Below are 24,778 nucleotides of genomic sequence, written 5' to 3'. Positions count from 1 at the left end.
TCGTGACAGCGGCCCTGACCACACCGTCGGAGACCAGACCACCCGGCCGACTGGTGCTCCCGGCATCCACCCGGCACAGTTCAAGCGAACTTGAGTTCTTGGAACGCCGTCCTAGGGTGGCGGTATGGCGGAGGAGAACGTCCCGAGCAAGGAGCACTGGCTCTCGATCGGGGAGATCGCACATCGGTCCGGGGTAGCGGCGTCGGCGTTGCGGTTCTACGAGGATCAGGGGCTGATCGCGTCCCGGCGCACGGCCGGCAACCAGCGTCAGTACCAGCGGAGCACGCTGCGGCGGATCGCGTTCGTGCAGGCGGCCCAGCGGGTCGGTCTCGCGCTCGCGGAGATCAAAGGCGCGCTGGACTCACTCCCCGAGGACCGTACGCCGACGCGCGCCGACTGGAGCAAGCTGTCGAAGACCTGGCGCAGCCGTCTCGACGAGCGCATCGCCGAGCTCGAGCGCCTCCGTGACGACCTCGACACGTGCATCGGCTGCGGCTGCCTCAGCCTCCAGCGCTGCAACCTCTACAACAAGGAAGACCGCCTGGCCACGCGAGGCCCCGGCGCCCGTCTCCTCAACGTCGGCATCCCCGGCGAGTCATAACAGCCCACGCTCGACAACGCCGACGAGCAGCTCGGCGGCGGCTACTGCGTCGTACTCCGGATCTCTCATCGACTCGGACACGATCGCGTCGATCCCGCCGCCGATCACCAGCGCCGCGGACCTGAGATCCACCTCGCCGGTGAGCCCACGCGCAGCCCGCGCCGCGGCGATCAGGTCTGCCACGGCCGACCAGCGCGCCTTCGAATCGGCCAGCGGCGCGACCGAGGTCATCGCCTCGACGATCATCCGCACGTGCCGCGGCTGCTCCCGGAGATGCCCGATCATCGCCCGGATGTACGCCGCCGGCGCGTCGGCCGGGCCCGCAGCATCGACCGCCGCCGCGACCGCCTCGACCAGCTCCGACAGCACCCGTGCGTGCGCCGCCTCGACGAGGGCCTGCTTCGACGGGAAGTGGTAGAGCACGCCCGCCTTGGTGATCCCGGCGCTCTCCGCGATCCGGCCGAGCGACGTCGCGGCGTACCCGTGGTCGGCCACCAGCTCGGTCGTCACGTCGATCAGCTGCGCCCGGCGCGCTTCCTCGATGAAGCTTGGCATGGGTTCAACTTACCGTATGGTGGGATTACCTACCAAGCGGTTAGGAGAGGTCATGATCGGCAGTTGGAGCGGCGCCGCCGGGCGCGAGGACTATCGGCGTAAATACGACGCTGCGATGCGGGACCTCCCCGCGCCGTCTGCGGCCGACGACGTGCACACCGACTACGGCGACGTCCGCGTGTACAGGTTTGCCGGGGCCGGCCGGGGCCTGGATCCGCTCGTCCTGCTGCCCGGTACGTCATCCGGGACGCCGGTTTGGGCTGACTGTTTGAAATATCTGCTGGCGATCACCGACGTCTATGCGATCGACCTGCTCGGTGAGCCGGGGATGAGCGTGCAGACTGCGGCTATCAGCTCGGACGAGGACAAGGCGGCCTGGCTGGATCAGACGCTGGCGGGCCTTCCGGAGAAGCGGTTCAACCTGCTCGGGCTGTCGATCGGCGGATGGACGGCGATGAATCTCGCCGTACGGCGACCGGAGCGAGTTGCGACTGTCACCACGCTGGATGCGGTCAACGTGTACGACGGGATTCCGCTCGGGACCGTGCTCCGATCGCTGCCGGCTGCGGTGAAGTGGCTGCCGCGGTCGTGGCGGGACCGGTTCAACTCGTACACCGCGGGAGGGAAGCCGGTGGAGCACGTGCCGGTCGCGGACATGATCGAGTCCGGCATGAAGAACTACACGATCCGCCAGCCGCAACCACGCCGCATCACCGAGGAGCAGTTGTCCGCGCTCCCAATGCCGGTGCTCGCAATCATCGCCGGCCGGTCGGTGATGCATCGGCCCGCGATTGCCCGCAGTACTGCGGAAAGGGCGTTGCGCACGAAGACCGTTGCGTTCTATCCGGACGCGTCGCACGCGATCAGCGGTGAGTATCCCGCCGAGCTCGCCGCCGATCTGCGCACGTTCCTGCTCGAACACTCATAGGCCGGGAGCTATGTCCGACATAGAACGGCGGCCGTGATTCGCGGGTTAACCCGTGGGTTTTCCGCGATGTGATGCGGAAATCCGAGGCGCTTGGGAGCATCCGATGGTGGCGATCGGTAATCCGCCCGTCGCTATCCGCCACCGATTCGGAGTGAGGCCCTCCATGTCGCATCGCCGTATCCTGACCAGTCTCGCGGGGCTTGCCGCCGCCGCGCTGGCCGTGCCCGCGCTCGCAGCGTCCCCCTCGACTGCCGCGCCGGCCCTTGATTCGCACAGCTCGCACGTCTCCACCGCCGCCACCCGCGCGGCGTACGTCGGCTCGCCGCAGGACGAAGCCGCCACCAAGGCGTTCTACGACGCCGTGATGAAGTCCGCCCGCGCCAAGATGGCCAAGCAGGCCAAGTCCGGCCAGAAGGTCACCGCGGTCACGGTCACGTACGCCGTCGACGCGCCGACCTTCGCGTCCCAGATCGCGTCCAGCTCGTCGATCTGGAACTCGAGCGTCAGCAACGTGAAGCTCGTCGAGGGCAGCAACTACGACTTCTACTACACCGAGGGCAACGACCCGCGTGGTTCGTACGCGTCCACCGACGGCCACGGCAGCGGCTACGTCTTCATCGACTACGCCCAGGCCCAGGAGTACGACTCCACCCGGATCACCGCCCACGAGACCGGCCACGTGCTCGGCCTGCCCGACCACTACTCCGGCCCGTGCTCCGAACTGATGTCCGGCGGCGGCCCCGGCCCGTCCTGCACCAACCCGTACCCGGACGCCACCGAACGCTCCAAGGTCAACGCCCTCTGGGCCAACGGCTTCGCCAACGCAGCAGGCAAGGCCGCCTTCCACATCTCCAAGTAACCCACGCACCTCCGGCCCGGAAGCCGCCCGGCAGGGGACGGTTACCGGGCCGGAGCTTTCTTGAATGACATAGGACGTACTACGACACGCCGCCAGAGCCCGCCTGACCTGCACGTTCTCCCGAAGACTGGTGGGTATGAGAGCCGGGAGGGTGGTACTTGCGCTACTTGTGCTGGTGACGGCCTGTCTGACAGGTCCGGCGTACGGCGTGGGTCTCGAGGGGAAGGCGATCCTGTCGCCGAACACCGGGCCGTACAAATGTTTTCGGATCCCCGCGCTGGTCCGGGGCAACGACGGGACCTTGGTGCTGTTCGCCGAGGGGCGGAAGCCGACGTGCGGGGATGTCGGCGAACACGACGTGGTGATGGTGCGGTCGACCGACGGCGGTGCGAACTGGAGTGCACCACAGGCGGTCCATGAAGGTGTCAGCTCGACGGCCCACAACCCCACACCGGTCGTGGACGCCAAGACGGGCCGGATCGCGCTGCTGACGACGCGGGACTACAACACCGTGTGGGCGCAGTACAGCGACGACAACTGGGCGACGTGGACACAGCCCGTGGAGATCACCACCAGCGTGAAACTGCCGGAGTGGAGCAGCTACGCCACCGGACCATCCCATGGCATCCAGTTGCGGCGCGGGCCGCACCCGGATCGGCTCGTCGTCGGCGCTCACTACGCGACGACGGCTGGTGACCGTAAAGGCGGCGCGCTCCTCTACAGCGACGACAGCGGCGTGACCTGGCACCTCGGCGCCCACGACGACTCCGCCGACCCAGCGCTCCGCGTCCAGGAGTTGTCGACGTTCGAGCGACCCGACGGCTCGATCTTCGCGTTCGCCCGCGACGAAGGCGGGACCAACCCGTCGACGGTCGCCTCGGCGATCTCGAGCGACGCCGGCGAGACGTTCTCCACCGGGTTCCACGCCGACGCGGCCGAGCAGAGCCTCGCCGTACCGACAGTGCAGGCGTCGACGCTGGAACTGCGGGCCACCGACCAAGGCGATCGCTACAACCGCGTCCTACTCGCATCCCCGACCCGATTGGGCGACACCCGCGAGAACCTGACGATTCGGTCGACGTTCAAGGGCGGCACGGAGTGGGTCGATCCCGGCGGCGGCACCGTGATCTACGGCGGTATGTGTGCCTACACGGACATGACCCAGCTCAACGACAACACCGTGGCACTTGTCTACGAACGAGCGGTCAACTGGTCGACCGGGTACATCTGGTTCACCACGTTCACCGAGACCGATATCGGTCTGCCCGACGGCAACACCTCCGGCGTACCCACCACACCTGATGCCTCCGGCAACAATCTGACCGGCTACCTCCGCGGCCCGGTCTCGGTCGCGGGCAAGTTCGGTACGGCGATCTCGCTCGACGGCACCGACGACTACGTCCAGCTGCCGTTCGCGGAGAAGCTCGCGGTCAGCAGCGGCGACTTCACCTGGACCGGATGGTTCAAGTACGGCGCCAGCACCGCCGACCAGCCACTGCTGTGGGCCTACAACCAGGGCGATGGTTTCTCGCAGCTCTGGCTCCGCGCCGAGCCGGCAAGCAACCGCCTCCGCGCCCTTGCCGAGAGCGGCGGGACCGCCGTCACGCTCGCCACCACCAAGTCCTACAACGACCAGGCCTGGCACCACTTCGCGCTGTCCCGCCAGGGCAACACGTTCACCCTGTACGTCGACGGTACGGCGGCCGCGACCGTCACCGGCGCCATCGGCTCGGTCAGTCCGAAGCGACCGTTCCAGATCCACCTCGGCCAGCGCCTCGACGCCGCACAGCATCTCCGCGGCGCGCTCGACGACTTCCGTCTGTACAACCGCGCGCTGACGCCGGCCGAGATCACGTCGATCTACACGACCAACTCCACCACCCCGCCTGGGCTGCGGCTCAGATATCCCTTCTGACCGGACCTGTCGAGCCCCGGACTACCAGTTCGGGGCGGAACAGGAACTCGGTGTGGGGCGTGGCGTGGCCGCGGACCTCTTCCAGTAGCGACTGCACGGCCGCGAGGCCCATCGCCTGGACCGGTTGGCGGATGGTGGTCATCGGGGGGTCGGTGAATTCCATCATCGGGGCGTCGTCGTAGCCGACGACCGAGATGTCGCCTGGTACGGCGAGGCCGCGTTGGCGGGCGGCTCGGATGACGCCGAGCGCCATCATGTCGGAGCCGCAGACGACCGCAGTGACGCCGGCGTCGAGCAGCTGCCGGCCGGCTGCCTCGCCGCCTTCGACGCCGAACATGCTCAGCGCGACCATCGGATCGATGTCCTCGTCCGACACCCCGAGCTGCGCCTTCATCGAGGTCCGGTACCCGGCGAGTTTCCGCTGTACGACGATGAACCGCTCCGGCCCGGACGCGAACCCGATCCGGCGGTGGCCGAGGGCAACGAGATGCGCGACCGCGAGCTCCATCGCGGCGTACTCGTCCGAGGACACGAACGGCGCCTCGACCGACGGCAGCCACCCGTTCACGAACACCACGGGCAGTCGGCGATCGACCAGCGCCTGGTACCGGGCGTGGTCCGCGCCGGTGTCGGCGTGCAGGCCGGAGACGAAGATGATTCCGGAGACGCCGCGCTCGAGCAGCATCTCGACGTACTCCTCCTCCGTGGCTCCGGAGGGTGACTGTGTGCAGAGGACCGGGGTGAAGCCGCGCTGCGACAGCGCCGACTCGATCACCTGGGCGAACGCCGGGAAGATCGGGTTGATCAGCTCGGGCATGACGAGCCCGATCAGGCCCGCCGACCGCCGCCGCAACCGGGTCGGCCGTTCGAACCCGAGGACGTCGAGGGCAGTCAGGACCGACTGTTTGGTCTCGTCCGCCACCCCGGGCTTGCCGTTCAGTACCCGCGAGACCGTCGCCTCACTGACCCCCGCCTTGGCCGCGATATCCGCCAGCCGCGCTCTGCTACTCACGCCCGGCACTGTACCCAGCCCGAACCTGACTTTTCAGCAAGATCCTGCAAGAACTTGCAGACTGCGCATGGGTGTCCACTACGTGAACAGAACGGACACGTCACACGCCGCATACCTTGTCAGGACGAGCGGGCCAGGCGAGGATAGGCGGACTCCCCCGCCTCGGGGGTGCCTTTACTCGGATCGTCCGGCACGTTCCTGCCGGTGAAGGGAAGAAATCGTCATGGCTACTGTTTCGTTCAAGTCGGCGACCCGGATCTACCCCGGTTCCGACACTCCTGCTGTCGACAAGCTCAACCTCGAGATCGAGGACGGCGAGTTCATGGTGCTCGTCGGCCCGTCGGGTTGTGGTAAGTCCACCTCGCTCCGGATGCTCGCCGGCCTCGAAGAGGTCAACGAGGGTTCGATCTACATCGGCGACCGCGACGTCACGCACCGTCCGCCGAAGGAGCGGGACATCGCGATGGTGTTCCAGAACTACGCGCTGTACCCGCACATGTCGGTCGCCGACAACATGGGCTTCGCGCTGAAGATGCAGGGCGTGTCCAAGGAGGACCGCGCCAAGCGCGTGATGGAGGCCGCCAAGCTGCTCGGCCTGGAGGAGTACCTGGAGCGCAAGCCGAAGGCCCTCTCCGGTGGTCAGCGTCAGCGTGTCGCCATGGGTCGCGCCATCGTGCGTAACCCGCAGGTCTTCCTGATGGACGAGCCGCTGTCGAACCTCGACGCCAAGCTGCGGGTGCAGACCCGTACGCAGATCGCCGAACTGCAGCAGCGTCTCGGTGTCACGACCGTGTACGTCACGCACGACCAGGTCGAGGCCATGACGATGGGCGACCGGGTGGCCGTCCTCAAGGACGGTCTGCTCCAGCAGGTCGACACCCCGCTGAACCTGTACGACAACCCGAAGAACAAGTTCGTCGCGGGCTTCATCGGCTCGCCGGCGATGAACCTGCTGACCGCGGACATCACCGACGGTGGCGCCAAGCTGGGCGACTACACGATTCCGATCGACCGCTCGGTGCTGGCCAAGGCCGGTAGCGACAAGACCCTGACCGTGGGCGTTCGCCCGGAGGCCTTCAAGGTCGCCGACGAGGGTCTGCCGGTGAAGGTCGCCGTGGTCGAGGAGCTCGGCGCGGACGCCTACCTGTACGGCACCGCCGAGCACTCCGATGACCACCAGCAGATCGTCGCCCGGATCGACGCCCGGATGTCGGTCGAGAAGGGCTCCACGGTCCGCCTGGCGGCGGTGCCGGACAAGCTGCACCTGTTCTCGACCTCCACCGACGAGCGGCTGACCGCCTGATCGGCAGCAGTAGTTGTGCCTACCGGCCCTGGGTGGTTCGTCCGCCCGGGGCCGGAGGTTCGTTCAGCCGGTCCACCGGGTTCATGTTGGTCTGCTTGAGCAGGTAATGCGGGCGTTTCTTGGTCTCGTAATAGATCCGGCCGATGTACTCGCCGATCACGCCGAGCATCACCATCTGCAGCCCGCCGAGCCCGGTGATCGCCGCGATCAGCGTGACGTACCCCGGCATGTCGACGCCGTGCAGGAGCGCTGCCACGAGCACCCAGATCGCGTACCCGGCAGCGACCGCGGTCAGCAGCAGGCCGACGTAGATCGCCATCCGCAGCGGCTTGTTGTTGAACGACAGCAGCCCGTCCAGCCCGTACTCCAGCAGTCGCCGGAACGTCCACCGGCTCTTGCGGTCCGGCGCCGCCTTCACGTTGTCGTACTCGAACAGGATCGACTCGAACCCGATCCAGGCGAACAGCCCTTTCGAGAACCGGTTGTACTCGTTCAGCTCGAGCAACCCGTCGACCGCGCGCCGCGACAGCAGCCGGAAGTCGCCGACGCCGTCCATCAGCTCGACATCGGCCCATTTGTTGATCAACCAGTAGTACGCCCGCGCGAACAGCGTCCGGGTGGCCGGGTCGCCGGTGCGGTTCCGCCGGGCGATGACCTGGTCGAAACCACGCTCGTACTCCGTCAGCATCCGGCCGATCAGTTCCGGCGGGTGCTGCAGGTCCGCGTCCATGATCACGACCGCGTCGCCGGTGGCGTACCGCAGGCCGGCCAGCATCGCGGCTTCCTTGCCGAAATTGCGGCTGAACGACAGATAACGGACCGAGTCGTCGGTGGCTGCCAACCCTACGAGCGCCTCGAGCGTCCCATCACTACTGCCGTCGTCCACGTACACGACCTCGTACGGACGGCCGGTGGCATTCAGTTCGCGGCTGAGCGCCTCGTGGAACCGGTTGACCACCTCGACCTCGTTGTAACACGGCACCACTAGGCTCAGGCGCGTTGTCGGGCTCATGCGCAACTTCCAGGAAGGGCAGGGGAACGGTCGGTGGCCTCAGCGGACGGCGATTCACCAGGGGCAGTGCGGCGACGTTCGGCGCTGCTGCCCGCCGTCGTCGCCTTCGTCGTCGTGGCGGCGGTGTTCGCCACCTCCGGCATCATCCGCGGTACCTATCCCTTCGGTTCGCTGTCGCGCAGTACCAACGATCTTGGCACGCAGTACATCCCCTTCTTCGCCCACCTGTGGGACGTCCTGCACGGCCGGGCCCAGGGTGACCTGCTGTTCAACTGGCAGAGCGCCTTCGGGGTGGGCTTCCTGGCCGACTTCGGCGTCGATCTCGGCAGCCCATTGTCCCTGCTGGTGGGGTTGTTCCCGCGCCATCAGATCGACCTGGCCGTCTACGTCATCACCACCCTGAAGCTGAGCCTGGCCGGGGCCGCGATGGCGGCCCTACTGATGAAGATGCGTCCAGGCCCCCGCTGGGTTGCCGCAATGCTGGGTGTTTCGTACGGCGTCTGTGGCTGGGCGCTCGACGACGGATCGTACGTGCCGATGTGGCTGGACGGCCTGATCGCACTGCCGATGTTCTTCATGGTCGCGGAGTGGTCACTGCGCCGGACCAACCGGCTGCTCAGTGTGCTGGTGGTCGGCCTGTTCTGGCTGTCCAACTTCTACACCGCCTACATGGCAACGATCGCGGGTGGGATCTACCTGCTCGCCCGGGTGCTCACCAGCGACCTCAAATGGTCGCTGCGCCTGCGGGCGATCCTGCGGCACGGCATCTCGTTCGTGCTCGGCATGGCCTTGGTCGCGCCCATCCTGCTACCGATCATCACCGCGAACCGCGCCGCAACGCCGTCCCCGTCCGGGATCTTCAACCCGTCCCAGCTGGACATCTTCCTGTCCCGCCTGCTGCCGCTGACCGAGGGCGTCGGGCGAACGGCCAGCCTGTACGTCGGAACCGTTGCGCTGCTGCTCGCGCTGACGATGCCGTTCAACAAGTTCGTGCCATGGCTGACCAAGATCGTCTGGGTTATTACGACCGTCCTGATCGCCTTATCGTTCAGGTGGCCGCCTACACAGGAGTTCTGGCACGCGTTCGACACCCCGAACGGCAGCCAGTACCGCGAGGCGTTCGTGCTCTGCGGCGTGATCGTGGTGATCGCGTGGGTCTCCGTGTCGCACAAGCTGCCCGGCCCGATCGCCTTGCTCGGCGGGGCTGCGTTGCTGGCGCTGATCGCCGTACTGTCCGACGGCAGCACGCTGCTGACCCGGCACTGGCGGTTCGCGCTGATCATGTCCGGAGTCGCGACTTTGGTTGCGTTCGGCACCATTTGGACGCTGCGGCGGTTCACTGTCACCCGGCGGGTCAAGTGGCCGGTAGCGGCTGCATTCGCCGCACTGCTTGCGGTTGTGGCCGTCGAGACGACCTGGTCCGCGGTGGTCACCGACGAGCGGCGCGGGCGGGTGCTCGGCGCGTCGGCCGCGGCGTGGGACGACAAGCAGACAGCGCGGTACGACGCGCTTCGGGCGGCGGGCCGTTGGCCGGCGTACCGGACCGAGCCGGGTACGTCGATCACGCCGAACGACCCGATGTTGCTCGGCGGGCAAGGCGCCGGCCTGTACAGCAGCCTGTTGCCGCAGTCGACCAACGAGACGCTGACCAGCCTCGGTTTCGGCTGGTCCGGGTACGGTCGCGCGTCGCGCACCCTCGACAACCCGGTCACCGACGCGATCTTCGCGGTCGGGGCGCGGATGCGGCTCGTCGGGACTGGCCAGCCGGACATCACCCGGTCCGATGCGCCGCCACTCGTCACCGTCCGGCGACGGCTCGGTGAAACGGTCCCGGCCGATACCGAGGCCCCGAACGCGTACGCGATCCAGGAGCGGCTGCTCGGGAGCACGGTGTACGAAGTACCGAAGTACAAGGGCACACGGTTCGAGACCGGCGACGTGAAGCTGGTCGCGGCGTGCACACCTGGTACGTCGGCGTACCTGTTCATGCCACGGGTCGGCGGACGGGCTCGGCTGGCGGACGGGCAGTGGCACGAACTGAGCGCGACGCGGCGGCCGGGGATCAATACGAGCAGCGCGATGATCGGGCTCGGGTCCGTCCCGAAGACCGGGGTGGTGCTGATCGAACTCAACTTCGGCGAGGACCCGCAGGGCATCCCACCGCACAGCGCGATCGGCTGTCTCAACCACCAGGCCCTGGCCAAGGCAATCCGACGGCTACGCGAGAGCGGAGCCAGCGATGTGGAGGCCGGCGGGCATGCGTTGCATGCGACTTTGCGTCCTGGCAGCACGGGGTACGCCGTGGTCGCCGTACCGAAGATCGACGGGTGGATGTGCTCGGTGGGCGGGGGGAAGTCGCAGGTACCGCGCGATTACGGCGGCCTGGTCGCCGTACCGCTGACAGGCAGCGCGGACCGCATCGACTGCACCTTCATCCCACCGGGCTTCCGTCGAGGCCTGGCAATCGGCGGAGCAGCCGCCCTCCTCACCCTCGGAATCGTCCTCCTAGGCGCCGCACGCCGACGCCGCCGCACGCGACTAGCTGACGCGTAGTCCGTCCCACGCGTGGTGGGTGGTGAAGGTGGTCTGCCCCACGCGCGCTACGCGGGCGCTTCCTTCGTCGCTACGCTCCTCAGCGCGCCTGCTTCGCCCGCTCCCACCCACCCTCCGGCTACCGCCGGCGAACCTTCCGGCTCATCGCCGGGGTTGCGAGCTGCCGCTCGCGGCGACTACTTGGTGGGCCTGCTTCGTCAGCCCCGAGCGTGGTGGGTGGTGGAGGTGGTCGGTCCCACGCGCACTACGCAGCCGCTTTCTTCGTCGCTGCGCTCCTCAGCGCGCCCGCCCCGCACGCTCCCATCCACCCTCCGGCTGCCGCCCCGAATCTTCCGGCTCATCGCCGGAGTGACTACTCGGTGGGACTGCTTCGTCGAGGTCGCACGTGACGGGTGGTGGAGGTGGTTCGCCCAGGCGAGCTGCCGCTCGCATCGACTACTTGGTGGGCCTGCTTCGTCGGGCCGAGCGTGGTGGGTGGTGAACGTGGTTCGGCCCCGCGCGTGCTGCGCGGTCGTCTCTCGTAGCTGCGCTCTCGGCGGGACCACCCCGCACGCGTTCATTCAGCTCGCGAGGACCTGACGCGCGCTTGGCTAGTTGACGTCTCGGTGGTGGAAGACCCAGCCGCCGAGTGCGATCGCCACCACCGCGAGGATCGCCAGGTACCAGGCGCCGTGCTCGAACGTCAGCGTCTTTTGGACGTAGTCGCAGATGTAGCTGCCGTCGTTGCCGGTCTTGCATTCGGTGACGTAGTACTGCGCGTCGTGGCGGACAAAGGCGTCGAAGTTGACCTTCACGAGCCACGGCTGGGCTTTCTCGAGGAACGCGGCGAACACGCCCTCGGCGAGAACCAGGTACGCCATCACCAACCCGATCGCGGCCGCGGTATGCCGAAGCAGCAGGCCGACGACGCAGCCGAGCGCGGCCGCCAACGCAGTCGTCACCACGGACCGGCCGCCGATCGCGCTCAGGTCTCCCCAAGTCTTGGACGTCGTACCCGCTGTGTCGCCTAGGTGGTCGACGATCAAGTACGTGCCTAGCAGCACGACCGCGAGCACCACCGCGGCAATCGGCACGAACCCGGTCGCGGCCGCGAGCAGCTTGCTCCCATAGACCCGGAGCCGACGAGGCTCGAACGTCAACCAGTTGCCGATAGCACCGGAACTGAACTCCGCGCCGAGGAAACTGGCCCCGATCAGGAACGCAGCGAAGGCCAAGAAGTACGACGACCCTTGCAGCAGGTCCGGCATGACCTGGGCGAACACCGTCGGCGGCTTGCCAAAGTCCTCGAGTTTGGGCTCCGGGTAGGCGCACATGTCCTCGAGCGTCGGCTTCGGATCGGGCTGGGTCTTCCAGTCCTCCTCGCACTGCGCCCGATTTTCGGCCGCGTGGTCGACCCAGTCCTTGTGCGCCAACTGGAACTGACGCTCGGCCTGCTGCTGTTCGGCCGCGGACAATGGGCGCGCGTCGAACCAGGTAGCGACGAGCAGCAACGCGGTGATGACGAACAGACCGGCAACGCCGATCATCGTGAGCCGGCGTGCGGTCAGCCGGCGGAGCTCAACCTTGGTCAGGCGGATCATCACAAGCCCTCGCCTTCGGTCAGCTCCAGGAACACCGACTCCAGGTCGGCGCGGACCGGAACGAGCTCCGACACGTACAACTCCTGATGTGCGAGGCGCCGGGTCACGTCGGCCGGGTCGGGCGCACCTTCGACGAGCAGGTAGTTGCCATCGGCTCGCACAGTCATCCCGGCTGCGGTGAGGATCCGGGTCGCGGCCTCGTGGTTGTCCACAGCAACCTTCACCGTTGGCGCCGTACCACCACCGATGACCTCGGCAACCGTTCCGGAGGCCAGGAGTCGGCCATGGCCGATGATCGAGACGGTGTCGGCGACCTGCTCGACCTCGGCGAGGATGTGGCTGCTGACAAGGACGGTCTTCCCTTGGTCGCCGAGGCCGCGCATGGTCTCGCGGATCTCCCGGATACCGGCCGGGTCGAGGCCGTTGGTCGGCTCGTCGAAGATCAGCAGGTCAGGCTCTTTGAGCAGCGTGGCGGCGATCGCCAGGCGTTGCTTCATGCCGAGTGAGTACGAGCGGAAGCGGTCGTTGCCGCGTTCACCTAGCGAGGTCTGCTCGAGTACTTCGCCGACACGAGTGCGCGGGGCGCCGATCGCCTCGGCGAGCAGCTCAAGATTCTTCCGGCCGGTGAACGTCGGGAAGAACTTCGGCGACTCGACAATCGCACCAACCCGGCCGACTACCTCAGGCAGCTGTGCCGGCACGGTCTTACCGAAGACCGTCATCGTTCCGGCATCGGACCGGACGAGCCCGAGCAGCATCCGAATCGAGGTCGTCTTCCCGGATCCGTTCGGCCCCAGGAACCCGTGCACGCCACCGGTCGGCACATCAAGATCAAGCCCTTGGACCGCAACAACCCTGCGCCCCCGCCGGGTCCGGTACGTCTTACGCAACCCCTGCGTACTGATGGCCACGTCGGACATCCACACCCCTCTCGTCAGACAGCAGACGCACAGCCTGACAGGTTTGTTCGCAAAACGCTGACGTGTTGAGGGGCGGAGGTGGTCTGCCCCACGCGTGCTACGCAGGCGACTGCTTGGTGGGACTGGTTCGTCAGGGTCGGACGTGGTGAGTGGTGGAGGTGGTCTGCCCACGCGCGCTGCGCAGCCGCTTTCTTCGTCGCGATGCTCCTCAGCGCGCCCACTCCGCCCGCTCCCACCCACACTCCGGCTGCCGCCGACATCTGCCCTCTCGCCGGGGTGACTGCTAGGTGTATCTGGTTCGTCGGGTCGGACGTGGTGGGTGGTGGAGGTGGCCGCCGCCCGGCATAGAGCTCTGAACGCGCGAAACCCGGCTCACCAACCGTCCGGAAGGCTGCCGGGTTCACTTCCCAAGGGCTATTGCCCCGGGCTACAGCAGTTCTATACCCACTTGGCAGTGCTAGGCGTCGTCGGCGCCGCATTCCAGCTTGGCGATGTAGTGGCCTGTGATCGGGTACCGGTCGCAGGGCAACTGGGCTCAGTGGTTAGAGGCCCAGTTCGGTGAGGCCGGGGTGGTCGTCTGGGCGGGGGCCTGGGGCGTCCCAGTGGAAGAGGCGGTCGGACTCCGCGATCACCTGGTCGTTGATGCTGGCACGCCGGACCCGCATCAGGCCGTTCTCGTCGAACTCCCAGTTCTCGTTGCCGTGCGAGCGGTACCACTGGCCGGCCGCATCGTGCGACTCGTAGACGAACCGGACGGCGATGCGGTCGTCGGTGAACGCCCACAGCTCCTTGATCAGCCGGTAGTCCAGTTCACGCGCCCACTTCTGGGTCAGGAACTCAACGACCTCGGCCCGCCCGTTCACGAAGACGTCGCGGTTCCGCCAGTACGTGTCCGGCGTGTAGGCAAGCGACACCGCCTCCGGATCCTGCTTGTTCCACGCGTTCTCGGCGGCACGGACCTTCTGGATCGCCGTCTCCCGCGTAAACGGGGGCAGTGGCGGACGAGCGTTCACAACCAGCTCCTTCGTTGGCCAAGAGGTCGGTTCAATCTTGGATCAGATCTCCCAGATACGCGATCACAGTTGGCCGACGGTCCAGCCACTGAACGCCCCTCGGATTGCAGCTGCCGCTCACCAAGCCCCCCTCGCCGCCACCGCGCACGCCTCCCCCGGCGGTGCACATCCGCCAGGTACCCGCCGTCGAGCGAGCGGGGCCCCGCCCATCCCCGGCCACGCTCGTCACGACGAAGCAGTCCCACCAAGCACTCACCCGGCGATAAGCCGGCAATGTCGGCGGCAGCCGACGGGCGGGCGGGAGCGCGCGAAGCAGACGCGCTGAGGAGCACCGCGACGAAGGAAGCGCCTGCGCAGCCCGCGTGGGACAGACCACCTCCACCATCCACCACGCCCGACCCCGACGAGCCAGTCCCACCAAGCACTCACCCGGCGATAAGCCGGCAATGTCGGCGGCAGCCGACGGGCGGGCGGGAGCGCGCGAAGCAGACGCGCTGAGGAGCGTAGCGACGAAGAAAGCGCCTGCGCAGCCCGCGTGGGACAGACCACCTCCACCCCCCACCACGCCCGACCCCGACGAACCAGTCCCACCAAGCAGTCACCCCGGCGATAAGCCGGCAATGTCGGCGGCAGCCGACGGGCGGGCGGGAGCGGGCGAAGCAGACGCGCTGAGGAGCACCGCGACGAAGAAAGCGCCTGCGCAGCACGCGTGGGGCAGATCACCAGTCGCAACAAATACCCCCTCCCCGTATCGATCCGCGACTTGCATTCGATACCCGCAGGGGGTACTTTCGTGCTGTCGACATACCCCCGAGGGGTAGCTGAGGAGTTTGAGATGACCGACGACCACGTACACGGTTACACCGCTGAGAAGACCAGCCACCTGAAGCGGCTGCGGCGGATCGAGGGGCAGATTCGCGGTCTGCAGCGGATGGTCGAGGAGGACAAGTACTGCATCGACATCCTGACCCAGGTGTCGGCGGCCACGAAGGCATTGCAGTCGTTCTCGCTCGAGCTGCTCGACGAGCACCTCTCGCACTGCGTGGTCGAGGCCGCGCAGAAGGGTGGTCCGGAGGCCGAGGAGAAGGTTCGCGAGGCCTCCGACGCGATCGCCCGCCTGGTTCGTAGCTAATCACCGAAGGAGCAACGCATATGACCACCACCACGTACTCGGTTTCCGGCATGACCTGCGCGCACTGCACGTCTGCAGTGACCGAGGAGCTCAGCAAGCTCGTCGGTGTGCAGGACGTGACGATCGATCTCGTCGCGGGCGGCACCTCCGCGGTGCACGTGACGAGTGAGTCCGCGCTCGACGAGTCCGCCGTACGTGAGGCTGTCGACGAGGCGGGTTACGAACTGGCGGCGTCGTGAGCCGGGCCGCCGCGCTCCGGCTCGGCGCGTTCGCCGGTGCGTTGGCGCTCGCCTTCGGGGCGGCGTACGGCATCGGCACCGCGGTCGACCCGATCGCGGCGGCCGACACACCTTCGCAGTCGCAGGAGATGGGCATGAGCGACATGGGCGGGCACGACGCCGGCGGGCAACTGCCGGGGCTCGCGGTGTCCGACGCGGGGTACACGTTCAGCCCGGCGACGACGTTCTTCACCGCCGGCACGAAGACCGCTCTGCGTTTCACGATCACCGGGCCGGACGGCAAGCCGGTCACGCAGTACACGAAGACGCACGAGAAGGACCTGCATCTGATCGTCGTGCGGCGGGACCTGTCCGGCTTCCACCACGTGCACCCGACGCTGGCTGCGGACGGGACGTGGAGCATCCCGTTCACGTTCACCGCCGGCGGGACGTGGCGGATGTACGCCGACTTCCAGCCGGCCGGCCTCGACAAGAACATCACCCTCGGCACGGACGTGAACGTCTCCGGCCTGTACATCCCGGTCCCGCTCAACGACCCTGCCGCCGTCACCAGCATCCATGGGTACGACGTGACGCTCGCCGGCACGCCCGTCGCGGGCAAGGAATCGCAGCTCACGTTCAAGATCACGAAGAACGGCAAGCCCGTCACCGACCTGGAGCCGTACCTAGGCGCCTTCGGGCACCTGGTCTCGCTGCGCAGCGGCGACCTGGCCTACCTGCACAACCACCCGGCGCAGCACGCCGAGCCGGGGATGAAGGGCGGTCCGTCGATCGACTTCATGACGACCTTCCCGACCGCGGGGACGTACAGCCTGTTCCTGGACTTCCAGCACGCGGGCGCCGTACACACCGCGGAGTTCACGGTGAAGGTCAGCTCGACCGGTACGACGATCGTCCCGCCAACCGCCGTACCGAATCACGAGGAGGAGGCACACGAGCATGAGCAACCAGTCCGTTGAACTCATCATCGGTGGGATGACGTGCGCCTCCTGCGCCGCCCGGGTCGAGAAGAAGCTGAACCGGATGGACGGCGTCACGGCGACCGTCAACTACGCCACCGAGAAGGCGAAGGTGACGTACCCCGACGGCGTCTCGACCGACGACCTGGTCGCCACGGTCGAGAAGACCGGCTACACCGCGGCCCTGCCGACGCCGGCGGTGTCGACGGAGGCCGACGAGCCCGATGAGCTGAAACCCCCGCGGGAGCGGCTGATCGCGAGCATCGTGCTGACGATTCCGGTGGTCGCGTTCGGGATGATCCCGGCGCTGCAGTTCGAATCGTGGCAGTGGGCGTCGCTGACGCTGGCGTTCCCGGTGGTGACGTGGGCGGCCTGGCCGTTCCACAAGGCCGCCTGGACGAACCTGCGGCACGCCGCCACGACGATGGACACGCTGATCTCGCTCGGCGTGGTGAGTTCGTTCCTCTGGTCGCTGTACGCACTGTTCCTCGGCAGCGCGGGTGAGCCCGGCATGAAGATGCCGTTCACGCTGATCCCGTCCCGCGGCAGCGGCGCCGAGGAGATCTATCTCGAGGTGGCGACCGCTGTCACCACGTTCATCCTGGCCGGCCGGTACTTCGAGGCGCGGGCCAAGCGTCGCTCGGGTGCGGCCTTGCGCGCGCTGCTCGAGCTCGGCGCGAAGGACGTCGCCGTGCTGCGGAACGGTGCGGAGACCCGGATCCCGGCCGACCAACTGGTCGTGGGTGACGAGTTCGTCGTACGGCCGGGCGAGAAGATCGCGACCGACGGCGTGATCGTGACGGGGAGCAGCGCGGTCGACGCGTCGATGCTGACCGGTGAGTCCGTGCCGGTCGAGGTCGGTGCGGGTGACGCTGTCGTTGGTGCGACCGTCAATGCCGGCGGGCGGCTCGTCGTACGGGCGACCCGGGTCGGCGCGGACACGCAGCTCGCGCAGATGGCGCGGCTGGTGGAGGACGCGCAGAATGGGAAGGCCGAGGTACAACGCCTTGCCGACAAGGTGTCCGGGATCTTCGTGCCGATCGTGATCGGGCTGGCGCTGGCAACGCTCGGCTTCTGGCTGGGGAACGGTTCGCCGGCAGAGGTCGCGTTCACGGCGGCAGTCGCCGTACTGATCATCGCCTGCCCGTGTGCGTTGGGCCTGGCCACGCCGACCGCGTTGATGGTCGGGACCGGCCGGGGCGCGCAGCTGGGCATCCTGATCAAGGGGCCGGAGGTGCTCGAGTCCACGCGTCGGGTCGATACCGTCGTACTGGACAAGACGGGCACCGTGACCACGGGCCGGATGGAGCTGGTCGACGTACTGCTGGCTCCCGGTCAGGACCGCGCTGAGGTACTGCGGTTGGCCGGCGCGCTCGAGCACTCGAGCGAACACCCGATCGCGCAGGCCGTCGCCCGCGCCGCATCAGCCGCCGGCAAGCTGCCCGAGGTCGAGGACTTCGGGAACGTCGAAGGTCTCGGCGTGCAAGGGATCGTCGACGGGCACGCCGTACTCGTCGGGCGCACGCGGTTGCTCGAGGAGTGGAGCCAGCACCTGCCGTCCGAGCTGGCCCACGCGAAGGAACACGCCGAGGCCGAGGGCAGTACTGCGGTTGCCGTCGGCTGGGACGGGGTTGCGCGCGCGGTGCTGGTTGTTGCGGACACCGTGAAACCAACGTCGGTGCAGGCGATCCGGGAACTGCGGGAGCTCGGCCTTCGGCCGGTGCTGCTGACCGGCGACAACGAAGCGGTCGCGTCGAAGGTTGCCGGTGAGGTCGGCATCGACGAGGTGATCGCCGAGGTACTGCCGGCCGGCAAGGTGGACGCGATCAAGAAGCTGCAGGACGAGGGCCGCGTGGTCGCGATGATCGGTGACGGCGTCAACGACGCGGCAGCCCTCGCCCAGGCCGACCTCGGCCTGAGCATGGGCACCGGCACCGACGTGGCGATCGAAGCAAGCGACCTGACGCTGGTGCGCGGCGATCTGCGCGCGGCTGTGGATGCCATTCGGCTGTCCCGCAGTACGTTGCGCACGATCAAGGGCAACTTGTTCTGGGCTTTCGCCTACAACGTGCTGGCCCTGCCGCTCGCCGCCGCCGGCTTGTTGAACCCGATGCTGGCCGGGGCCGCGATGGCCTTCAGCTCGGTGTTCGTCGTGTCCAACAGCCTGCGGTTGCGCCGGTTCCGCTCGCTCACCTGATCCAGGCGGTCGCGTCGCTCGGAAGCTTGCCGTCGTCGAGGGGAATGCTGGTCAACAGCACCTCCTCGTACGCCGGCAACTCGATCGGCGCGCTCGTCAGGTTGACGACGCAGGTCAGGTTCTCGCGCCGGAAGACGAGTACGTCGGCGGCCGAGTCCAACCACGTCAGCGCACCGTCCCCGAGCAGCTCGCGACGCAGCCGCAGTCCGGTGCGGTACAGGGCCAGCATCGAGTTCTGGTCGTCGTGCTGGGACTCGACCGTCAGGTTCTTCCAGTCCGCCGGCTGCGGCAGCCACGGAGTACCGGAACCGAAGCCGAACGGCGGCTCCTTCCCCGACCACGGTAGGGGCACTCGGCAACCATCTCGCCCGCGATCCGCCCCTCCCGACCGAGCGAAGATCGGGTCTTGCAACAGCTCGTCCGGCAGGTCCTCTACCTCGGGCAACCCGAGCTCTTCGCCCTGGTAGACATAGAGACTGCCGGGAAGCGCCATCGCGAGAAGAGCGGCTGCGCGTGCTCTGCGCTCCCCCAGCACCAGGTCGGTCTGCATCCCGTGCTTGCGATCCTGGTGCGAGAACGACGTGTCCGGACGGCCGTACTTCGTCACCGGCCGCGTCACGTCGTGATTCGACAGGACCCAGGTCGGCGGCGCACCGATCGGCACGTGCGTCGACAGGGTCAGGTCGATGGACGCCTTCAGCTCTTCGGCTTCCCAAGGGCGGGACAGGAAGTCGAAGTTGAACGCGGTCTGCATCTCGTCGGGTCGCAGGTACAGCGCGAAGCGTTCCTGGTCGGGCATCCACATCTCGCCGACGAGGAAGCGCCCGTCATACTGATCGGTGATGTGCCGCCAGCCGCGATAGACCTCGTGGACCTCGTCGTGGTCGGTGTACGACTCCTCGACGCTGTCCAGGTCCTTGAACAGTACGGCGGCGCTGTCGATCCGGATCCCGTCGACGCCGCGGTCCAGCCAGAACCGGAGGATGTCGTGGAACTCCTCGACAACCTCGGGATTACGCCAGTTGAAGTCGGGCTGCTCGGGGGCGAACAGGTGCAGGTACCACTCGCCGTCGTCGACCTGGGTCCAGGCCGGGCCGTTGAAGATCGACTGCCAATCGTTGGGCGGGCCATCGTTCCGGCCGGGGCGGAACAGGAACCGCTCGCGCTCGGGCGACCCCGGGCCGGCGCGGAGGGCCTCGACGAACCAGTCCTGCTGGTCGGAGCCGTGGTTCGGCACGATGTCGATGATCGTCCGGATGTTCAGCGCATGCGCCTCGGCGATGTACGCCTCGGCTTCCGCCAACGTCCCGAACGCCGGGTCGATCGCCCGGTAGTCCGCCACGTCGTACCCACCGTCAGCCATCGGTGACGGGTACCAAGGGTTCAGCCAGATCGCGTCCACACCAAGCTCGGCAAGGTACGGCAACTTCGCCCTTAACCCGGCCAGATCCCCGATCCCGTCACCGTCGCCATCGGCAAAGCTCCGCAGATAGACCTGGTAGATCGCGGCTCCACGCCACCATTCGTCGGCCATAAAATCTCCTTAACCCTTGAGGCTTCCGGCTGTGAGGCCCGCCATGATGCTGCGCTGGAAAATGAAGAAGACGATGATCGTGGGCAGGCTGGCGATCACCAGGGAGGCGATCAGGACGTTCTGCGGCATCTGGGCGGACAGCGACGCGATGCCCACGCTGATCGACATCTTGTCCGTCTCCGGCAACACCAGCAGCGGCCAGACGAAGTCCTTCCAGACCGTCACGACCGACAGGATCGACACGACACCGATGATCGGGCGCGACACCGGCAGCACGATCGACCACAGGATCCTGCCGGGTGAGGCACCGTCGATCTCCGCGGCCTCCAGTAGCTCCCGGGGGATCGAGTCGAAGAACCGCTTCAGCAGGAACACGAAGAACCCGTTCGCAGCCGCCGGCAACCAGATCGCCCACGGCGTGTTCAGCAGGTTCGCGTGGAAGATCGGCAGGTCCTTCGCCACCAGGTACGTCGGCAGCAGCAGGACCATCGGCGGGATCATCAGCGTCGCCAGCATCGCGCCGAGCACCAGCTTGCCGAAGATCGGCCGCAGCTTCGACAACGCGTACGCGGCACTCACGTCGATCGCGAGCGTGAACAGCCACGCGCCACCGGCGTACAGCACGGTGTTCTTCAGGAAGACTCCCAGCTGGAGCTGCTCCCACGCATCGACGTACACGTGCAGGTCGAGGTGTTTCGGGAAGAAGCTGGGCGGGATCTGCGCGAGCTCGTCGGGTGACTTCAGCGCGCCGGTCACCATCCAGTAGAGCGGGAACACGAACGCGCCGGTGAACCCGACCACCGTCACGGTCAGGATCGTCCAGTAGATCACCCGGCCGCGCGGAGTACGGAGTGCGAGCGGTGAGACCAAGGTCCTCATCGGGCGTCCTCCTCGCGCGAGACACGCAGGTAGACCGTGGAGAAGATCAGCAGCACGATCATCAACATCAGACCGAGGGCGGAGCCGCCGCCGAAGTCACCGAAGTTGAACGCGTACTGGTACATCAGGTAGGCGACCGTCACGGTCGCGTTCTCGGGCCCGCCGCCGGTCAGCAGGTACGGCTCGATGAAGACCTGCATCGTCGCGACGATCTGCAGGAGCAGCATGACCAGCAGGATCAGCTTGGTCTGCGGGACCGTCACGTGCCAGACGCGGCGGAACAGGCCGGCGCCGTCGAGCTCCGCGGACTCGTAGAGATCACCGGGGATGCTCTGCAGCGCGGCGAGGTAGATCAGCGTGCCGGTGCCGAGGTTCATCCAGGTCGACACGATCACCAGGCTGATGAGCGCCGTACTCGTCGAGTCCAGCCAGCTCAACGGCGGGATGTTCACCACGCCGAGTGCCTGGTTGAACAGGCCCGCGCCCGGATCGTAGAACCACTTGAACAGCAGTACGGCGACCGCCGGCGGCAGCATCACGGGCAGGTAGACGACGAACCGCAGATACGCCTTCGCGTGCTTCAACTCGTTGAGTACCACGGCGAGCACGAACGGCACGGCGTAGCCGATCACCAGCGCCAACCCGCTGAACGCCGCCGTGTTCAACCACGCGGACCGGAACGCCGGGTCCGAGATCACCGTCCGGAAGTTGTCGAACCCGACCCACACCCCGGGATCCACAAAGTTGTTTTGCTGGAAACTCAGCACAACCTCGCGCACCATCGGGTACCAAGAAAACAAGGCGAAACAGATCAATGCCCCACACAGGAACCCGTACGCCGTGAGGTTCCGCCCGAACGCCCTCCGAAAAGCTCCCGCACCGTCCGGCATCGGAGGTTCGTCCGACCCGACCACCGGTCGGCTCTCCGACCCCCAACCCACTCGCAGTTCCTCGGCGGCCTCGGCCGCTCCCCGACCACCCGCCGCCCCCGCAGAGCGGGGACGGCGGGTGTTTGTTGTGGTGTCGTCGACCATCAGGCGTTCTTCGCGAGGATCTTGTTCGCCTTGCTCTCCGCGTCGCTCAGGAGCTTGTTGATGTCAGCGTCCTTACGGGTGAGGACGGCGGACATCGCGACGTCGAGAACGGCGTACAGCTCCTGCGCCTTGGGCGGTTCGAGCTTGTTGGTGATGTTGCCCTGGGCAGCGACGTACGGCGCGAAGTTGTCGACCGGGACCGTCGCGTACTGCTTGCGCAAGGCAGTGATCTCGTTGCCGGGGGCAGTGGTTCCGTACAGGTCCGGGATCGGCAGGCCGACCGGGCGACCCTGCTCCTTCGACCGTGCGTAGTCGAACTGCCCCTTGCCCGGCGTGAGCTCGTGGAACTCGAGCCACAGCAGACCGGCCTTGATCTTCTCCGGCGACGCCTTCGGGTTGAACATGTACCCGTCGCCACCGCTCAGCGACGACTTCCCGTCCGACTCCGGTACGGCGGTGACGCCGTAGTCGTCGAACTTGCCCTTGAAGTCGTTGTTGACCGACTGCACGACATCGGGCGCACCGACCATCATCCCGAGCTTGCCGCCGCCCATCATCCGCATCAGGTCCTCCCACTGGAGCAACTGCTTCGTGCCCATGGAGTTGTCGTCCCAACGCATCTTCTTCAGGTTCTCCAGCACCGCCTTACCCTCGTCGCTGTTGAACGCGGCGGTCTTCCCGTCGTCGCTCACCATCGACCCGCCCCGCGCGTACAGCTCGGCGGCGAAGTGCCACCCACCGGTGTTGCCGGCGGAGTACTCGCCATACCCGACGTACCCCGGGCCGAGCGCCGCGATCTTCTTCGCAGCGTCGCGGACCTCTTCCCACGTCTTCGGCGGGTTCGCCGGGTCCAGACCGGCCTGCGTGAACAGCTTCCGGTTGTAGACCAGGCCCATGTTGTAGTTGTTCCGCGGCAGGCCGTACGTCTTGTCGCCGTCCTTGAACACGCCCATCACGTCCGGGCGCAGGTCCTTCACCGCGTTGACGCTGCCGACGTACTGGCTGATGTCGGCGGCCTGCTTCTTCTCGATGATCTTCCGGACGTCGGTGTAGTAGACGTAGAAGAGATCCTCCTGCGTCCCGCCGGCCAGCTTCGCCTGGAACGTGTCGGGGTTGATGCAGGGGAACGCGTCCTTGCCCTGGACGGTGATGTTCGGATGCGCTTTCTGGAACGTGGCGACGTCCGCCTCCCAGGCCTGACGCTCCTTCGGATTGCTCTTCGGCGGCTCGCAGCCGACCGTGATCGTGACCGGCCCATCGGCGGCGTCCGCAGCCGGTTTGTTCGCGTCCCCCGACCCGCAGGACGCGGCCACCAGCCCGAGTCCCGCAACCAGCAGCAGGCTGAGCCCGCGGCGCGTTGTCGTCATTTCCACCCTCTCCCTCGGATCGTGTGGACACCGTAGGGAACTGGACGCATGATCGCAATACTTCGATCTGAGATTGCAAAATCGTGACTTCGCGTGGGAGATTACCCGCTAGAGGACATGCGACAGCAGCCGCCGACCAGAGCGGTCAGCGGCTGCCGGGGTACTGCGTTATGCCTAGATGCGGGCCCGGGCGGTCGAGGCGCGGACGACGAGCTCCGGCTCGAAGAGCAGCTCGTCGGCGGGTACGACGGCGCGCTCGATCAGCGCGACCAGCATGTCGACCGCGGCGCGGCCCATCGCGTCGATCGGCTGGCGGACGGTAGTGAGCGGCGGGTCGGTGCAGTTCATCATCGCGGAGTCGTCGTACCCGATCACCGACACCTCACCCGGGACGCTCAGGCCGGCTCGCCGTACGGCGCGGATCGCACCGAGCGCGAGGATGTCGCTGGCACAGACGATGCCGGTGACGCCGGAGTTCACCAGCCGGGTCGCGGCCGCGTGGCCGCCCTCGAGCGAGAACATCGTGTGCTCGACCAGCTGCGGATCGGCCTCGTCCGCGGCCAGGTACGCCTCCAACTTGCGGCGCGAGGGGATGTGGTCACGCGGGCCGAGCACCATCCCGATCCGCTGGTGACCGAGCGCTCGCAGGTGGCCGATCGCCATCTCCGCCGCGACGTAGTCGTCCGACGACACCTGCGGGAACCCGAGGTGGTCGACCGCCGCGTTGACCAGGACGGTCGGCAGCTTGCGCTCCTGGATCAGCTCGTAGTGCTGGTGCGGCGCGTCCGCCTGGGCGTAGAAACCGCCGGCGAACACGACGCCCGACACCTGCTGCTGGAGGAGCAGATCCACGTAGTCGGCCTCGGACACGCCGCCGACCGTGCGGGTGCAGAGCAAGGACGTGAAACCTTGCTGCGCGAGCGCGCCGCCGACGACCTCGGCGAACGCGGGGAAGATCGGGTTCTGCAACTCCGGCAGGACCAGACCGACCAGCCGGGCGCGATCACCGCGCAGCTGCGTGGGACGCTCGTACCCCAGCACGTCGAGGGCGGTGAGCACCGCTTCACGGGTCGCCTCGGAGACGCCCGGCTTCCCGTTCAGGACGCGGCTGACGGTGGCCTCGCTGACGCCGACCTTCTTGGCCACCTCTGCAAGTCGTCGAGTCATGCCGCAAACTCTACGCCCA

The 24,778-nt window shown here is 67.3% G+C and carries 21 protein-coding genes; 10 read left to right on the top strand and 11 right to left on the bottom strand.

Going from position 1 to position 24,778, the window contains the following annotated elements; translation table 11 throughout:
- Positions 1–124: 124 nt before the first annotated feature.
- On the top strand, positions 125–601 hold the full coding sequence (gene soxR / locus FDA38_RS03355) for a redox-sensitive transcriptional activator SoxR (RefSeq protein ID WP_130446382.1): 477 nt from the start codon (positions 125–127) through the stop codon (positions 599–601).
- Here the strand turns inward: soxR and FDA38_RS03350 are convergent.
- Positions 596–1,156, bottom strand: coding sequence for a TetR/AcrR family transcriptional regulator (locus tag FDA38_RS03350; RefSeq protein WP_137252575.1), 561 nt, complete (start codon positions 1,154–1,156; stop codon positions 596–598). The genes soxR and FDA38_RS03350 overlap by 6 nt on opposite strands.
- A gap of 52 nt (positions 1,157–1,208) precedes the next feature.
- Here FDA38_RS03350 and FDA38_RS03345 point away from each other — a divergent pair, with 52 nt between their 5' ends.
- From FDA38_RS03345 to FDA38_RS03335, 3 genes are all read left to right on the top strand, one after another.
- Positions 1,209–2,084, top strand: coding sequence for an alpha/beta fold hydrolase (locus FDA38_RS03345; protein ID WP_233714498.1), 876 nt, complete (start codon positions 1,209–1,211; stop codon positions 2,082–2,084).
- 163 nt (positions 2,085–2,247) lie between these two features.
- Entirely contained in the window at positions 2,248–2,943 is a 696-nt protein-coding gene (snpA, locus tag FDA38_RS03340) for a snapalysin (protein WP_170989567.1), read from the top strand.
- A 136-nt stretch (positions 2,944–3,079) separates the two neighbouring features.
- Positions 3,080–4,858 carry a sialidase family protein gene (locus FDA38_RS03335; protein WP_137252573.1) on the top strand — a complete coding sequence of 593 codons (1,779 nt, stop codon included), beginning with the start codon at positions 3,080–3,082 and terminating at the stop codon, positions 4,856–4,858.
- Here the strand turns inward: FDA38_RS03335 and FDA38_RS03330 are convergent.
- Entirely contained in the window at positions 4,842–5,870 is a 1,029-nt protein-coding gene (locus tag FDA38_RS03330; protein WP_137252572.1) for a LacI family DNA-binding transcriptional regulator, read from the bottom strand. The two genes, FDA38_RS03335 and FDA38_RS03330, sit on opposite strands and share 17 nt — an antisense overlap.
- Before the next feature lie 223 nt (positions 5,871–6,093).
- Between FDA38_RS03330 and FDA38_RS03325 the strand changes: the two genes are divergently transcribed.
- Complete coding sequence (locus FDA38_RS03325; protein WP_137252571.1) at positions 6,094–7,173, top strand: ABC transporter ATP-binding protein; 1,080 nt, start codon at positions 6,094–6,096, stop codon at positions 7,171–7,173.
- A gap of 19 nt (positions 7,174–7,192) precedes the next feature.
- On the opposite strand, the gene FDA38_RS03320 is transcribed toward FDA38_RS03325, so the two are convergent.
- Positions 7,193–8,185 (bottom strand): glycosyltransferase family 2 protein, encoded by a 993-nt coding sequence (locus FDA38_RS03320; protein WP_137252570.1) that lies wholly within the window; start codon positions 8,183–8,185, stop codon positions 7,193–7,195.
- A gap of 66 nt (positions 8,186–8,251) precedes the next feature.
- Here FDA38_RS03320 and FDA38_RS03315 point away from each other — a divergent pair, with 66 nt between their 5' ends.
- Positions 8,252–10,738: a YfhO family protein gene (locus tag FDA38_RS03315; RefSeq protein ID WP_170989566.1), complete on the top strand. Its 2,487-nt coding sequence runs from the start codon at positions 8,252–8,254 to the stop codon at positions 10,736–10,738.
- Between the two features lie 590 nt (positions 10,739–11,328).
- Here the strand turns inward: FDA38_RS03315 and FDA38_RS03310 are convergent.
- From FDA38_RS03310 to FDA38_RS03300, 3 genes are all read right to left on the bottom strand, one after another.
- Positions 11,329–12,318: an ABC transporter permease subunit gene (locus FDA38_RS03310; RefSeq protein WP_137252568.1), complete on the bottom strand. Its 990-nt coding sequence runs from the start codon at positions 12,316–12,318 to the stop codon at positions 11,329–11,331.
- Positions 12,318–13,238, bottom strand: a complete 921-nt coding sequence (locus tag FDA38_RS03305; RefSeq protein ID WP_137252567.1) for an ABC transporter ATP-binding protein — start codon at positions 13,236–13,238, stop codon at positions 12,318–12,320. Before FDA38_RS03305 ends, FDA38_RS03310 begins: the two co-directional genes overlap by 1 nt.
- A 542-nt stretch (positions 13,239–13,780) precedes the next feature.
- Positions 13,781–14,251, bottom strand: a complete 471-nt coding sequence (locus FDA38_RS03300) for a nuclear transport factor 2 family protein (protein WP_137252566.1) — start codon at positions 14,249–14,251, stop codon at positions 13,781–13,783.
- A gap of 835 nt (positions 14,252–15,086) precedes the next feature.
- Here FDA38_RS03300 and FDA38_RS03295 point away from each other — a divergent pair.
- Genes FDA38_RS03295 through FDA38_RS03280 form a run of 4 tightly spaced genes read left to right on the top strand, consistent with a single transcriptional unit; the run spans position 15,087 to position 18,778 of the window.
- A complete protein-coding gene (locus FDA38_RS03295) occupies positions 15,087–15,383 on the top strand; it encodes a metal-sensitive transcriptional regulator (protein WP_137252565.1) in 297 nt (98 codons plus the stop codon).
- 20 nt (positions 15,384–15,403) lie between these two features.
- Positions 15,404–15,622, top strand: coding sequence for a heavy-metal-associated domain-containing protein (locus FDA38_RS03290; protein WP_137252564.1), 219 nt, complete (start codon positions 15,404–15,406; stop codon positions 15,620–15,622).
- Positions 15,619–16,581 carry a hypothetical protein gene (locus tag FDA38_RS03285; RefSeq protein ID WP_137252563.1) on the top strand — a complete coding sequence of 321 codons (963 nt, stop codon included), beginning with the start codon at positions 15,619–15,621 and terminating at the stop codon, positions 16,579–16,581. Before FDA38_RS03290 ends, FDA38_RS03285 begins: the two co-directional genes overlap by 4 nt.
- The gene (locus tag FDA38_RS03280; protein WP_137252562.1) at positions 16,562–18,778 is read left to right on the top strand and encodes a heavy metal translocating P-type ATPase; all 2,217 of its coding nucleotides are present in this window, start codon (positions 16,562–16,564) and stop codon (positions 18,776–18,778) included. Before FDA38_RS03285 ends, FDA38_RS03280 begins: the two co-directional genes overlap by 20 nt.
- On the opposite strand, the gene FDA38_RS03275 is transcribed toward FDA38_RS03280, so the two are convergent.
- The 5 genes from FDA38_RS03275 to FDA38_RS03255 form a co-directional block, all read right to left on the bottom strand.
- Positions 18,771–20,312, bottom strand: coding sequence for a glycoside hydrolase family 13 protein (locus FDA38_RS03275; protein ID WP_137252561.1), 1,542 nt, complete (start codon positions 20,310–20,312; stop codon positions 18,771–18,773). The two genes, FDA38_RS03280 and FDA38_RS03275, sit on opposite strands and share 8 nt — an antisense overlap.
- Positions 20,313–20,321: 9 nt before the next feature.
- Positions 20,322–21,191 (bottom strand): carbohydrate ABC transporter permease, encoded by an 870-nt coding sequence (locus FDA38_RS03270; protein WP_137252560.1) that lies wholly within the window; start codon positions 21,189–21,191, stop codon positions 20,322–20,324.
- Positions 21,188–21,931 (bottom strand): carbohydrate ABC transporter permease, encoded by a 744-nt coding sequence (locus FDA38_RS03265; protein ID WP_233714497.1) that lies wholly within the window; start codon positions 21,929–21,931, stop codon positions 21,188–21,190. The genes FDA38_RS03270 and FDA38_RS03265 overlap by 4 nt, the downstream gene beginning before the upstream one ends.
- A 293-nt stretch (positions 21,932–22,224) precedes the next feature.
- Positions 22,225–23,592, bottom strand: coding sequence for an ABC transporter substrate-binding protein (locus FDA38_RS03260; RefSeq protein ID WP_137252559.1), 1,368 nt, complete (start codon positions 23,590–23,592; stop codon positions 22,225–22,227).
- A gap of 174 nt (positions 23,593–23,766) precedes the next feature.
- Complete coding sequence (locus FDA38_RS03255) at positions 23,767–24,759, bottom strand: LacI family DNA-binding transcriptional regulator (protein ID WP_137252558.1); 993 nt, start codon at positions 24,757–24,759, stop codon at positions 23,767–23,769.
- Between the last annotated feature and the right edge of the window lie 19 nt (positions 24,760–24,778).

Origin of the sequence: Kribbella jiaozuonensis (genome assembly GCF_005233875.1) — a bacterium.
Lineage (GTDB): Bacteria > Actinomycetota > Actinomycetes > Propionibacteriales > Kribbellaceae > Kribbella > Kribbella jiaozuonensis.
Note: the sequence above shows the minus strand (reverse complement) of the source record. Positions and strands in the feature narration are given on the sequence as shown.